The 14,940-nt window shown below is 30.6% G+C and carries 12 protein-coding genes; 4 read left to right on the top strand and 8 right to left on the bottom strand.

Features of this window, described 5'->3' with window-relative positions; translation table 11 throughout:
• Positions 1–94 precede the first annotated feature (94 nt).
• From wecB to mptN, 3 genes are all read left to right on the top strand, one after another.
• A complete protein-coding gene (gene wecB / locus M2325_RS04295) occupies positions 95–1,429 on the top strand; it encodes a non-hydrolyzing UDP-N-acetylglucosamine 2-epimerase (RefSeq protein WP_259051492.1) in 1,335 nt (444 codons plus the stop codon).
• Between the two features lie 243 nt (positions 1,430–1,672).
• Positions 1,673–2,077, top strand: coding sequence for a pyridoxamine 5'-phosphate oxidase family protein (locus tag M2325_RS04290; protein ID WP_209631786.1), 405 nt, complete (start codon positions 1,673–1,675; stop codon positions 2,075–2,077).
• A 257-nt stretch (positions 2,078–2,334) separates the two neighbouring features.
• Positions 2,335–3,249 (top strand): tetrahydromethanopterin:alpha-L-glutamate ligase, encoded by a 915-nt coding sequence (gene mptN / locus M2325_RS04285; protein WP_209590880.1) that lies wholly within the window; start codon positions 2,335–2,337, stop codon positions 3,247–3,249.
• Positions 3,250–3,295: 46 nt separating this feature from the next.
• Here the strand turns inward: mptN and M2325_RS04280 are convergent, their stop codons facing one another.
• The 8 genes from M2325_RS04280 to M2325_RS04245 all read right to left on the bottom strand — a co-directional run bounded on the left by M2325_RS04280 (position 3,296) and on the right by M2325_RS04245 (position 13,251).
• The gene (locus M2325_RS04280; protein ID WP_259051490.1) at positions 3,296–4,561 is read right to left on the bottom strand and encodes an MnmC family methyltransferase; all 1,266 of its coding nucleotides are present in this window, start codon (positions 4,559–4,561) and stop codon (positions 3,296–3,298) included.
• A 152-nt stretch (positions 4,562–4,713) separates the two neighbouring features.
• Positions 4,714–5,583, bottom strand: a complete 870-nt coding sequence (locus tag M2325_RS04275; RefSeq protein ID WP_259051473.1) for an Mrp/NBP35 family ATP-binding protein — start codon at positions 5,581–5,583, stop codon at positions 4,714–4,716.
• A gap of 260 nt (positions 5,584–5,843) precedes the next feature.
• The gene (locus M2325_RS04270) at positions 5,844–6,236 is read right to left on the bottom strand and encodes a Zn-ribbon domain-containing OB-fold protein (protein ID WP_209590877.1); all 393 of its coding nucleotides are present in this window, start codon (positions 6,234–6,236) and stop codon (positions 5,844–5,846) included.
• A gap of 135 nt (positions 6,237–6,371) precedes the next feature.
• Positions 6,372–7,550: an acetyl-CoA acetyltransferase gene (locus M2325_RS04265; RefSeq protein ID WP_209590876.1), complete on the bottom strand. Its 1,179-nt coding sequence runs from the start codon at positions 7,548–7,550 to the stop codon at positions 6,372–6,374.
• A 166-nt stretch (positions 7,551–7,716) separates the two neighbouring features.
• A complete protein-coding gene (locus M2325_RS04260) occupies positions 7,717–8,766 on the bottom strand; it encodes a hydroxymethylglutaryl-CoA synthase (RefSeq protein WP_209590875.1) in 1,050 nt (349 codons plus the stop codon).
• Positions 8,767–8,987: 221 nt separating this feature from the next.
• Entirely contained in the window at positions 8,988–9,677 is a 690-nt protein-coding gene (locus tag M2325_RS04255) for a helix-turn-helix domain-containing protein (RefSeq protein WP_209590874.1), read from the bottom strand.
• Between the two features lie 429 nt (positions 9,678–10,106).
• Positions 10,107–11,426 (bottom strand): nucleotide sugar dehydrogenase, encoded by a 1,320-nt coding sequence (locus M2325_RS04250; protein ID WP_259051906.1) that lies wholly within the window; start codon positions 11,424–11,426, stop codon positions 10,107–10,109.
• A 568-nt stretch (positions 11,427–11,994) separates the two neighbouring features.
• Complete coding sequence (locus M2325_RS04245; RefSeq protein WP_209631788.1) at positions 11,995–13,251, bottom strand: cation:proton antiporter; 1,257 nt, start codon at positions 13,249–13,251, stop codon at positions 11,995–11,997.
• 925 nt (positions 13,252–14,176) lie between these two features.
• On the opposite strand from M2325_RS04245, the gene M2325_RS04240 reads away from it, so the two are divergent.
• A complete protein-coding gene (locus M2325_RS04240; RefSeq protein ID WP_209590872.1) occupies positions 14,177–14,887 on the top strand; it encodes a (5-formylfuran-3-yl)methyl phosphate synthase in 711 nt (236 codons plus the stop codon).
• The last annotated feature ends 53 nt before the right edge of the window (positions 14,888–14,940 follow it).

The raw sequence follows: 14,940 nt of genomic DNA, 5'->3' as shown, positions 1-14,940 counted from the left end.
TTTCATTTTGAGTTTTTAAAATCCATTTAATAACTAATAAATAGTATAAAAGCTTAAATTTTAATAATTAAAAATTAAAAAAGCGGGAAAGAAAATGAATAAGTTAAAAATTGCAGTTTTATTGGGTACGAGACCCGAAATTATCAAAATGTCACCCATAATACGATATTTAGAGAATGTTAACGAACTTCAAAGGATAAAAAAATTAAGTAAAATGGCAGGTTATGATTTATCCTCCGATAGTTCGAAATCAAATGCTAATGAAAATAATGAAAATAATGAAAATAATGAAAAAAAGGATAACGTTTTGTCTAAAAATACCTTGGATATTTTAGATATCGATAATACACGGGTAGAGTATATAATTATCCATACAAATCAACATTATTCTCAAAATATGGATAAAATATTTTTTGATGAATTAAATTTACCAAAATGCAAATATAATTTAAAAATTGGCTCGGGAAGACACGGTGAGCAAACAGGAAATATGATGATAGCACTTGAAAAAGTACTAGTTGAGGAAGAACCTGACGTTTTATTCGTACAAGGGGACACAAACACCGTGTTAGCTGGTGCAATCACTGCATCAAAAATGGGTATAAATGTAGCTCATGTTGAGGCAGGATTAAGAAGTTTTGATAGGACCATGCCTGAAGAATTAAATAGGATAATGGCAGACCATATTTCCGACTTTTTACTTGCACCTACAAATTTGGCAAAGCAAAACCTGTTAAATGAAGGTATCGATGAAAATAAAATTTTTGTTGTAGGTAATACTATAGTTGATGCTACATTGCAAAATTTAAAAATAGCCAAGAAGAAAATTGAAAATTTGGAAAGCTCCGAAAATATGTTATCAAACCTAGCAAGTGAAAAAAACGCGGATTATTTCTTGTTGACATTACATAGGGCAGAAAATACCGATTATTTCGATAGGCTATCAAATATAATTGAAAATATTGTTAATATAGCAGATAATTATTCAAAAATAGTATTCCCGATTCATCCTAGAACTTTCAAGAAATTAAAAGAATATGATTTACTTTCAAAGTTAGAGAATAACCCAAACATTCAATTAATAGAACCTGTAGGTTATTTGGACTTTTTGTTGTTGGAAAATAACTCTAAATTAATACTCACTGACAGCGGAGGGGTGCAGGAGGAAGCATGTATTTTGGGCGTACCTTGCCTTACAATACGTCAAAATACCGAAAGACCCGAAACCGTGGACGTTGGTAGTAACATAATAGTTGGTTATGATTATGATAACTGGGTAAATGGTCTAAATAAAATATTGGGTTTGGATTTAGAGAAGGATACCGATAGATGTACGCCTTGCAGTGCAAAAAAATGGGATAATCCATTCGGATGTGGAAATTCTGCCGAAAAAATACTTGAAATAGTATTTTCAAAACTTAAAAACTAAAAAATACAACTTAAAAATACAACTTAAAAATAAAAATTAGACATTAAAATTACATATAAAGTAAAAAAATTAAAATTAAATCATTTATTTTTTATATTATTATACAATATATACAATTTATATTTAACACAAATGTGGTAAATGTCAAAATCCAATATTAAACTTATTTAAATGTTGTAAACTATAACATATAAAATATACATACATTTTAAAGTTTTAATCAAAAACATCGAGAGGGAAAACATGGTAAAACTAAACGAAGAAATGCAAAAAGCTTTAAGTGGTTTATTATTCTTAGCAACTGCTTCAAAGGAAGGAATCCCTAACGTAGCACCAATGGGTGCAAATATAATCGTAGATGACGAAACTTTGATTATCTCCGATAATTTCATGAAGAAAACAATTGCAAATATTAAGGAAAACCCACTCGTAGCAATAAATGTTGCAGATTGTAGAGCTTGCTCATTACAATTCAAAGGAAAAGCTGAGTACGTTACAGAAGGAGATTACTTTGAAATTACAAAAAAATGGATGGCAGAAAAAATGCCAAACATTAAACCAAAAGGAGCAGTCGTTATTAAATTTGTAGAAATTTACAGCGTAAAACCTGGTGACAACGCAGGTAAATTACTCGAAACTGATGATTAAGTGATATATAATTAATATTTTAGTAATATTCTAAAAATATTAATTTTATTCTTTGTAATTTCTTTTTAATTTTTTCATTTCTTTTTTATTATTTTTAAGATTATTAAATGGAAATTATCCACTATTAATTTTAAAATACGATTAAATACCTTTTTATAACTTGTTTTAGATATACTATTGATACTAATGAGTTTCTATTTACTATTATATTTAGTATACGACTACAATTTAAGATTTTAACATTATGTGTGATATTTATGAAAATGGGCATTATTTCTGAGGAAAGAGACTGGATAACCGATGAATTAAAAAATAAACTGGAACAAAACGATATAGACCCAATACTTATAAAGCCATCCAAAATAGTAAACACCCTATCAAAAAAAGGCATAAAATTTGAACATAACAGTAGAAATTTATTCGATTTAGAATGTGCCTTTGTAAGAAATATTGGATTTGGCGATGAAATGATGCACAGATTCGATATAATAGAAAATTTAAGCCATTTTATACCTATTATAAACCCAACTCAGTCAATACAGGACGCAGGTAATAAGTACAGGACATCTTTTTTATTGGCAAAAAATGAAATACCTCAAGCAGAAACCATAATCTCCGAAGATATTAATAAAATATTGGCTTATTCAGATAAATTTGATGATAGTGTTTTAAAACCATTTTTTGGAAATGGAGGACAAGGTTTAGTTCGTTTAAAAGGTAGGTCTACAGTTACAAAACTAAATACTTTAAATACATTCAAAGAATCGAATCCTGCTTTTTATATGCAGAAATTCGTAAATAATCCAAATAACGTCTATAGGGATATTAGGGCTTTTGTAATAGGTGATAGGGTAGTTTCAGCTATGTACAGAGAATCTGACAATTGGATAACGAATATTAAACAAAATGGTACGCCCAAACAATGTGAAGTAACCCGAGAAATAAGTAAATTGGCATTAGCTGCAAAAGAAGCACTCGGTTTATACTACGCGGGCGTAGATTTAATAGAAAGTGAAACCGGTTTAAAAGTAATCGAAGTTAACGCTTGCCCTTCATGGGAAGGTCTTTCAAAAGTTTCCGAAGAAGATATTACACAATTATTGGTCAACGAAGCCAATAGAATTGTTAAAAAACATAAAATGGATAAATTAACTGAAAAATATGTTAGATAATATAGTACCATAAAATAATAAAATAGTAATAAAATAATAATTTAAATTATTTAAATAATTCTTTTTTTAATAAGTTAATACATTCAACAGAGTTTTTAGAATTTTTTTGTATTTTTAATAATTTTTCATCAATTTTACCAGATTTTATACGTTTTGTAGAATATATATAACTATTATGTTCATTATAACCCTCTATTGACAAATTATTTTTAAATTCATCTCGCATAATATCTCTATTGAAAATTATTTCTTCAGAAGTTTTATCTAATTTTTCATCATGATATGGAATCCCAATAGGTGATAGAGCAATAAGTCTTTCATCAACTTCCGAAATCCTTTGAAGTTCGCAATTATTATTCGTATTATGGTTATCGTTTTCGTTTTTATCTAACTTATTCTCATTAATGGCATTGTCATTGTTACAAATAGTATGATAAATAGGTTTACCTTTAAAAGCTATCGTAATACCCCTTTTACGACCCACAGATACACCTTCATATACGTTATATCCTATTTCAAACAAAGCACTCCTAAATGGAATTGAAGAAGAGTAGGAAATAACCATGCCTCCGTCTTTAAGTTTTTTATACATTAAATCTAAAAATTCAACCGTATAAAGCACAGGGTCACGAGCTGGGGAAAAAGCATCATGACAAACTATATCGTAGTAATTATTGGGCATTTTTTGTAATATAACTCGTGCATCGTCATTAAAAACTTGAATATTACCATTAAACTCTCTTTTGGAATTACTTTCCTTTTTTACCATATCCTTATCAATATCCTTATCAATATCCTTATCAATATCCTTATCAATATCAATATCGTTAAAATTATTAAAAAACTCAAAGTATGCCTCTTTGATAAGTTCATGCTCTTTTAATGGAATATCTAAACATAGGGAAAGAAATAAAGTTTCTTTACTTATTTCAACCATATCTATATTACAATTTTTGTTTTTAGAAAGGCAAGCCATTGCGTTATAGCCCATACCACTACAAAGGTCAAGTATATTGCAACTATCCCTCATTTCTACCATTGAAGGGATTGCAAACTTTTCAATGCCTTCAGTAAGTGCTCCGACTCTAGAGTGCATTAATTCGTCAGTATCTTCTGATTTTAAAGTATACGTTCCATCATCGGTTTTAACAAGCATATCTATTTCATTACTAGTTAATTCATCTATTAAATTCTTTGAAAGTTCCAAAAGTCCATTAGAATGTATGTCTTTTATTTCTTGAGTCCTTAACATTTCTAAGAATTTTCTTATATATTTATCAATTATTTCCGTAGCTTTTGAGTTGGGTAACATAATAACACCAAATAATTTATAAAAAATTATAAAAATTTCATAATTGAGTATAATATATAATGGCCATAACGGTATAAAAATAAATCTAAAAATAAATCTAAAAATAAATCTAAAAATAAAATATCTAAAATAAAAAAAGTATGGGAAGAAATTTATTGTTTTTTAACTATTTTAACAATTTTGTCAACAATCTTTTTAAATTCTTCTGAAGCTTTACAATCTAATGTAACCATTGGGATACCTTTGTCTGAAGCCTCTCTAGCTCTTACATCTAATGGGATAGGGCCAAGGAAGTTAACGCTTAAAGCTTTTGCTGCTTTTTCTCCCCCACCTTTTCCAAATACGTCTACTACTTCATCACAGTGTGGACATACGAAACCGCTCATATTTTCAACTAATCCGATAATAGGTATTTCGAGAACTTTCGCAGTTCCTACGGATTTTCTAGCATCCATAACTGAAACTTCTTCAGGGGTTGTAACAATAACCATACCATCGATGTCAGGTATTGACTGCAATGTGGTTAATTGTATATCTCCAGACCCTGGCGGTGTATCGATTAATAAGAAATCAAGTTCGCCCCATGAAACGTCGCTTAAAAACTGTTTGATAGCTCCGCTTGCTTTTGGACCTCTCCAAATAATAGGTGAATCTTGGTCAGGTAAGAAATAGCCAATTGACATTGTTTTTATGCCTTGTTGTGTAACGATTGGCATAATTCCGTTTTCATCACCTGTAGGTTGTACATCATGGACTCCTAACATTTGGGGAATGTTTGGACCGTGAATATCTCCGTCGAGTACACCAACAGAATAGCCCATTTGGTTTAATGTAGCTGCAAGGTTTACAGTAACTGTTGATTTACCAACTCCACCTTTACCACTTACAATAGCTATTTTATGTTTTATTTTATCCATTTTTTCTCTAATTACTCTATTTTGTTGTTCCATCATCTTTTTGGTGTCAGAACATGCGGAACTTTCTCCGCAAGAGTCGCAATTTCCACTGCATTCTTCTGCCATGGTTTCACCTTATATTTAATTAAGTTATTATTTATGAAATTTTAATATTTTTATCAATTTACCATAATTTACTATTTAATAATATCTTTGGTATTATTTAAATATTTAAACTTAAATCATTATGGATATTATTAAATAATATGTCATCCAATATAAACAGTTCTACAAAAAACACATATGCGTATAATTGAAAAATAAAACTAAATAAAAAAATAAAAATATTAAAATATTAAAATATTAAAATATTATGGTAAATAATATTAGTGTACTGTAGGTACAAATTTGTAACCGTAGCTGATTACACCTGATTTACCATCTTCTTTGATTTTTCTGAATTCTGTCTGAACAGGCATTCCAATTTCAATTTTATCAAGGTCACAGTCGATTTGACCAGTTATCTTTGTTCCTTCTTCTAATGCAATGATTCCCACGATGTACGGTGACTCTTTTTGGAAATCTTTAGGTGGTGCTCTTACAATTGAGTATGTGTACACAATACCTTTACCTGAGAGTTGGATATCTTCCATTTCTCCTTTTCTTCTACATTCTGGGCATACTTTTCTTGATGGGAAGTATACTTTACCGCAAGTCGTACATTTTTTACCGATTAAATTATATCGTTCTTGCATATGTCTCCAAGTTCTAACAACCATTATTCCACCAAATTTTTATTTATAATATCGTTGTTTAATTTAATATTCATTTCAATATTTATTTAATGATTAATTAATGATTAATTTTTAATAATATTCTATTTTCCGCTCTATTTTCCGTTTCTATTATATATTTTATCTGTCAACTGACAATAAGTGTGTACAAACAGTACCGCCGGTACCTCCTACGTTAGCAGCAATACCGTATCCGTTGTTAATAGCACTTTGTCTGTCTTTACATTCTTTATCTTGTTTAAGTTGCCAGTAAAGTTCCCCAACTTGTCTAATACCTGTAGCACCTAAAGCGTGACCAGCAGCTTTTAAACCACCACTTGGGTTGATTGTAACGAACTTATCGTTGTCAATTCTTGTGTTTCCTTCTTCGATGAATTTTCCAGCTGTACCTTTTTTACAGAATCCTAAATCCTCGGTTAAAACTAAACCGTTAATTGCGAAACAGTCGTGAACTTCTGCAACATCGATTTTATCAGCTCCAACGCCCGCCATTTTGTAAGCGTAGTTTGAAGCTACTTTTGCAGCCTCGAGTGTTGTCATATTTGGTCTGTCGTGTAAAGCAATTGTATCGGAAGCTTGTGTAAATGCTTTAATGTAGATAATATCGTCCTTATCTGCGTAATCTGTGGCTTTATCAGCGTCACATACAATCATTGAAGCAGCACCATCTGAAACAGGTGAACAGTGCAAGAGTGTTAATGGGTCAGCAACTGGTGAAGCTCTCATAACTTGTTCAACTGAAACTTTTGACCTAAATTGTGCGTATTTGTTGTTCACTGCGTTTTCGTGTGCAATTGAGCTCCATGTAGATAATTGTTCGAGTGTTAAGCCGTACTCATACATGTACCTTTTAGCCATCATTGCGTATAATGAAGGGAATGTAGCACCAACGAATGCTTCCCATTCCTGGTCTGAAGCTGTTGCAATAGCTCCTGTAGGGTCTGCAACATCAGTCATCTTTTCTACACCGCCAACAAGTACAACATCGTGTTGACCTGCTGCGATTGACATACAAGCACTTCTTAATGCTAAGCTACCCGAAGCACAAGCTGCTTCTACCCTAGTACATGGAATAGGATTTAAACCTGCATAATCTGCAATTAATGAAGCTGTGTGTTCCTGTCCAACGAATAAACCACCGCTCATTGTACCAACGTACATTGCATCGATGTCGTCACCATCTACTTTTGCGTTTTCAATTGCTTTTACTCCTGAATCTACGAGTAATTCTCTAAATGAACTTTCCCATAATTCACCGAATTTAGTTTGACCATATCCTATAATCGCTATATCTTTCATTATTTTCACCTAATAGGTAGGTTTTTTAATTTATTATAATTTATTATATATTCAATTTTATTAATTTTTCCAAATTTTATTCAATCATTCCGCAATTTAAAATATTCATTAAATAATACTTAAATAAATGATTAATCATTAAATAAATGATTAAATCTTAAAATCCTTACATTCTAATTTTTTCTCTGTATTTCATGTACACAGCATAGTCGATGTACTTTTTGTGTGCCAATAAAGTCTCTGTTGTAACTGCCTTTTCAGCTGCGCCTGCAATGTTGTCTGTAACAGTAATATCGAAAGCATCACTACCTGCACCACTACCGTATGAAACCGCAAAAATCCTGTCTCCTGCTTCTGCATGGTCTAAAATATTTGATAATCCCAAAGGAACAGCTCCTGAGTAGGTGTTTCCTAAGTATGGAGTTAATAAACCGTATTTCCATTGTTCCTGGTTGAATCCTAATTTTTTAGCTGCGTTAATGTAGAATTTACCGTTTGGTTGGTGGAATACACAGTAGTCGTAATCTGCTGGTGTTGTACCCATTTTTTCAAACATTCCTTTAGCTGCGTTTAAAACGTGCTTAAAGTATGCTGGTTCTCCTGTAAATCTACCGCCGTGTTTTGGGTAGTGTTCATGTTCTCTTCTCCAAAAGTCTGGCGTGTCTGTTGTAAAAGAGTATGTACCATTGAATTTTGCTAAAATTTCGCTTTTTTTGTTACCGATAATGTAAGCTGCACCACCTGCTGCTGCTGTATACTCTAAAGCATCACCTGGAGCACCTTGCGCGGTATCTGAACCTACGGCTAAACCGTATTCAATCATTCCACTACCTACAAGACCCATACACATCTGAATACCTGCGGTACCTGCTTTACACGCAAATTCTAAGTCTGCAGCTGTGTAATCTGGTGTAGTACATATAGCTTCTCCAACAATACCTGATGTAGGTTTAACTGCGTAAGGGTGGCTTTCACTACCTACGTATATAGCTCCAATCTTTTCAGGGTTAATATTTGCCCTAGCAAGTGCTCTTCTTGCAGCTTCTACTGATATTGTAGCTGTATCTTCGTCTGGTCCTGGAACGCTCTTTTCATTTACTACTAAACCTCTTTTAATAGCGTTAGCTTCTTTTCCCCAAACTTTAGCGATTTCTTCAACTTGTATTCTGTATTTTGGTATATGGCTTCCATATCCTACGATACCCACTTCGTTCATTTACTCACCATCATAGTATTTTTAGATTTTAATTGATGATATTTACTAATTTATCGATTTTATCGATTATTTAGCTGTTAATCTGTTAATTCATATATTTAGTTAATATATTGATATGATATTATCAAATAATTTTTGCTGTATTCTCAACAAAATAAACGTTATAACAAGAAATAATTATAATTTTAATAGCAATAAATAATTATATAATTAAAAAAAGCTTAACAAGCTTCTTTCAATTTTTTAAGTAAATCATTTGTATTCAATTCCGTTGTTATAAGGGTAATACCCTCTAACTCCGCTAGTTTAACGGCCAATCTGTCAAGATTTGATACTCCGTTAAATATTACAACTCTTGGCTTGATGTTGCTTACTCTTATCGCAACCATCGGACTCCTACCTGCAGAAACTTCTGTAAATACCAACGCCCTTTCACTTGTCCAACCATACAAATTGATGAAATCTTGACCATTCATTTCTAAAATCGCCTTTTTACTATCAATAACTGTATGTCCAAATATTTGGTGGCTAATACCAGACTCTCCGCAAATAATTTTGCCGCCTATGATTTCTAACATCTTCCCAACGGTTTTTGGATTTTGATACTCTTTTAACTGAAGTATCGCATTCATAGAAGTTGGATTTAAGACATTTTTAAGAGCTTTAATAGTATGCCCACCCTTTTCCTTGTCAAGTGCTATAAGTGCGTTTACGTATTTTTTAACAATGTTTACTCCAGGGTTTTTTCTTCTTCCGACCTCGTAATCACTTATGACTGATGGAGAGACATCCAAGTTTCGAGAAATCTCAACCTGGGGAATGCCAAACATTTCTCTCCATTTTTTCATAGTTTTACCGATATCGTCGGAATAGACTATTTCACCCATAATATGCACAGCTATTTTTTCCATATAACACTTATACCTAAAAAATACTATATAAATATTTCGATTGTAAATGTATAGGTTTTCGATAAATGACGATGTTTATATATTTGCAATATCACTTAAAACAAAATGAAAAAATAATATTTATTAAAAATCTCGATAAAATAGGCTATATTTTATATACTAATTTAAAAATTACCCAAATATTATATAATGATTACATAAATTTTACATTATTTTACCAAATATCTAAGAAAAATTATTATTTTGACGTAATTCAACGCAATTTTAAAAAAAATTTACAAAATATTTTGACTTAATCTATTTAACAAATTGACGAATTATACTATAATCACCCGATTAATAAAATAATATGAAATAAAATAATAATAAATAAAATAAAATAACATAAGCTATGAAATAAAGAATAAAAATAATAAAATAGTAAATAAATTAATATATTCTACCATTTCCTAATAATTTGTATTTAAATCCAAATTTTTCCCATAATTCTTGATTTAGTATATTTTTAGTATCAATAATATGCTTATTTCTAATTTTTGACTCGATAAATTCTATTTTTTCCGAAGTAGTTTCTTTAAACACATCATGGTCAGTTAAAACCAATATGCAATCTGCATTTAAAACACAAGTCTCTAAATCATAGAGTGGGTATTTAAATAATTCCGCGTGCGGGTCGTATGTCATTACTTTGTATCCTGCATCAGTTAATAAATCAACAACCTTTTCAGAAGGACTTTCTCTTGTATCCTCAACATTTCCTTTGTATGTAGCCCCAAATATACAAATTTTCATGTCTTTTTTGGATAACTTAAATTCTTCTTTATAATCTCTTAATTCGTCTTCAACTTTTTTAAATACGAAATTTGGCATATTATCGTTTAATTCACGAGCAGATTTGATAAATTTGGCATTATCTGAAACTTCAACGATAAACCATGGGTCAATACTAATACAGTGACCCCCTACGCCAGGCCCTGGGTTTAAAATATTAACACGAGGGTGCTTATTTGCTATATCTATAGCTTCCCAAACATTAACGCCTATTTCGTCACAGATTTTCGAAAATTCGTTGGCAAGAGCGATGTTAATATCTCTATACGTGTTTTCCATTAATTTTACCATTTCCGCAGTTTTCGAGTTTGTAGTGTAGATATTACCTTCTACAAATGACTTATATATATTTTTAGCCATTTCCGCAGATTTTTGGTTTATACCGCCAATAATTCTATCGTTACCAGATAATTCTTTTATTATCCGACCTGGTATAACTCTTTCCGGACAATGAGCAACGTAGATTTCGTTAACTGATTTTCTAAGCTCTTTGTAAACTTTTTCAGTAGTTCCTGGCGTAATGGTACTTTCAATAATAACTAAGTTACCATCTTTTACATAAGGTCTGATATTCTCTACAGCACTATTTATGTACTTCAAATCGCAACTTTTGGAACCATCGCTATTTGTACGAGCAGGGGTAGGCACACAGATTATAAAAACGTCTGCAGGTGCTGGTTGAGTATTAACTGTTAAATTCTTAGAGTTTATGGCTCCTTTCACAATTGTAGCTAGACCAGGTTCTTCAATTTTTAAGCTACCGTTTTTAATTTGATTAACTTTGTTTTGGTCAATATCAACACCTAAAACATTATAGTTATAGTTCGCTAACATTGAAGCCGTAGGTAATCCTATATATCCAAGACCAACGACGCAAATGTTGTTAATCCCGAATTCTTGTTTTGGGCGTAAATCCATCTCGGAATTTACTTCTTTATCACTTGCCATATTTCCAATGCCTGAATTTTCAATTTTTTGTAATTCTTTAATATTTGAATTTGAGCCACATGCCTCAATTCCTGAATTTTCCAACTCTTCTATTTCATTTATTTCCATATCATAAGATAAACTTTTAATTCTTTTTGAATCATTCATACTGTTAGATTCACTTAATGAAGTGTTTTCAAATTTTTCGTTTTTTTCAGTAAAATCCTTTTCCCCCTTATTATTGCCCAATTTAAGATTAGAATTTTCTACCTCCATTTAATCACCTACTAATTTGATATTGCCCATGTTAAGTACACTAATTGTAATTTTAATATGATATATTTTAACTTATTTTTAAGATTTTAATATATATTATATCGGTTATAAAATTAATTATAAAATATATAATTTTTATTAAGTAATTTATTTTTAAGTAGTTTACAAAATGCCTTAAAATTTTATAAATCCCATATCTCATCTATATACTATTTTTTTATATTTATCGGTTTTTATTTTTAATATAACTCATTATTTTTTAACCAATATATTAACCAATATATTATACATTAAATAGCTTATTAGCAAGACGGTAAGCCCAAGAACCTTCAATAATTACGCTGAAGAATATTGTTACAAAAGTAGTAACCAATATGGACCCTGCAATTGCTTCTGCAGGCATGTACGCGGTTATTGTGGATGGTATTATGGAAGGATTTGCCATAATGTTTGAATATATCATAGCACCCATTGCTGCAGGAACTACTCCACGAGGAGCCTCTAAAGCAAAGTAAACCCTTTCTTTGAGGGTATTTACGTTAGGGTATGCTGTACTTATTAAAACACCGATAGGTCTAGCAATGAATAAAGCAGCTAATGCACAAACTGAACCTATTAAGGCATATTCTTTCAATACCGTAAGACTTATACTTGCACCCAAAAATACGAATATTAGAACTCTAATAAACACAGATAAATGGTTACCAAATTCTGCCAAATTGTCAAGTTCCTCGGTTTTTGCCGGGTTTTTAGTGACTACGTTACCAATGTATAATCCCATGATGGCAACAGCCATATATCCGCTAAATCCATAACCTGTCAAACTTGGTATTACTTCTTCGCCTACATACCATATTAAAAATGCTATACCCATAGTTAATGGTGATATATACTCTCCAAAGTTCCTATTTCTAACTATATATTCGTAAATCTTTCCGCCAAGGTACCCGAGCCCTAAACCGCCTATAGCAAGAGTAAAAAATTCAATTATCGGATTTGCAGTACTTACAAATCCTAAACTCGTAAGGATTAATGAAGTGGCAACAATACCTAAAGGGTCGTTAAATACGCTTTCAGCTTCTAACGTAACAGCAATGTTTGGGTCAATATCAGAATTTGCAAATATCGGAATCAAAGTAGCCGGGTCTGTAGCACTGGTTACAGCACCAAATAAATAACCCACTGGGCTTAAATTTGGAATTCCAAATATTATGTTAAACAATAATCCTGATATAACAAGATAAATGATTAAGCCAACTGTATCAAGCCTTAGAACTGTACTTAAAACTCTTTTTAGTACAATCCATCGCATTTCAAAAGCTCCCATTAGTAGTAATACAATAAGACCTGCAGAGCCAATAAATGAGAATATTGTTTGAGCATCTATTGTTGATACAATCCCTAAAAATGGACCTACAAAAAGCCCGAAAGTTAGAAGTACCGGTATGTCCGGGATTCCCAATTTTTTTGCTATTTTGGCTAAAAATGACCCAAATACAAATAATAAGGCCATATAACCGATTAGTATCGGAACATCCATAGTAACACCCATTAATCCATATAACAAGTAATGTATATAATTGGTAATTTAATAAATTTTTAATAAGTTATTTTAATCTACTTTAATTTATTTTTAATTTTCAGTTAATTTATTCCACTTTACTTTATTAATTTATTATATGCGCTATTTATCATAATATTCGCGATAAGAGTAATAATTTAGTAATCAAAAAGTTTAATTATAATCTGATTATTTAATATACACATATAATCGTTTATTTTTTCATTTGTTAAATAGTTTTTGATTAATTATATATTGTATATGATATAACAGATTTTTTAAATTATTGAACTTACCATTTTCAGTTTTTTTTAATTTTGCCAATCCTAACTATATTAACGATATTTTAAAATATATAATAACTAATATTTGTTAATATTGGTTATTATAACGTGTTATACAATGTTTTTACCGTTAAATATATTTTATAGTCTATTTGTGGTTTAAAACTGGCTTTTTTATACTCGATAGAATTATATAATAATCTACATTAAACTATTTATAGTTAATTAGCCCTTTTAAATTAAAAATAATATTTTAAAAAATATATTTTAAAATTCCAAAATGCAATCTATAACTTTATAGGCACAATAATGAGCAGTATTAAAATAATAAAGTATAATTTATAAATAGTAAGGTTTAAAAACTATGATATAATATACTATTCAGCAAAACAATTTTAAAATATCCTTTAATAATTTAACTAATAGCTACAATTTAGTAATTATAAACTTTAAAATTTAAAATTATACCAATCATAAATATTATAAAACTAACAATATTAAAACTAACAATATTAAAAATATTACTAACTAATATACTGTAAAATAATATAAGTATATAAATAAGTAATAAAAATACAACTATTAACAAGATACTAACATACTAACAATATGGTGAAATCGTGATTATACTCGTAAGTCCTAAAAATATTGAAGAAGCAAAAGAAGCTAACGCAGGAGGGGCAGATATCATAGATGTTAAAAACCCACCTGAAGGTTCATTAGGTGCAAATTTCCCTTGGGTAATCAAAGAAACAAGAGAAGTAACCCCTAAAGATAAATTAGTTAGTGCAGCAATTGGAGACGTACCATTTAAGCCAGGTACAGTTACTTTAGCAGCTTACGGTGCTGCTTTAAGTGGTGCAGACTATGTAAAAGTAGGTTTGTGGGGTACAAGGTCATACCAAGAAGCTGTAGAAGTTATGAAGAATGTTTCAAAAGCTGTTAAATCAGCCGGTGAAGATAAAATCGTTGTGGCTGCAGGATATGCTGATGCGTACAGAATTGGCGCTGTAGACCCATTGGTAATCCCAAAAGTAGCAAGAGATTCAGGCTGTGACGTTGCAATGTTAGATACTGCTGTTAAAGATGGAAAAACATTATTTGACCACTTAAGCATTGATTTGTTAAAAGAATTCGTAGAAGAATCACACAAATATGGTTTAAAAGTAGCATTGGCTGGCTCAATTAAAAAAGAAGAAATCCCAATGTTAAAACAGATTAACTGTGATATCGTAGGTGTCAGGGGCGCAGCTTGTACCAAAGGCGATAGAAACGAAGGAACTATTCAAAGAGACTTAGTTGAAGAATTAGTAAAAATATGTAGAGAATAATTTAATTAAATTAACATAAAATTTCTCTCATAATTTATTTTTTATAAAAAGCT

The sequence above is a fragment of the Methanococcus voltae PS genome (assembly GCF_024807035.1).
In the GTDB taxonomy this organism is placed as follows: Archaea; AGJL01; Methanococci; order Methanococcales; family Methanococcaceae; genus Methanococcus; species Methanococcus voltae.
The sequence above is the reverse complement of the archived record's forward strand: the minus strand, read 5'-3'. Positions and strand labels throughout refer to the sequence as shown.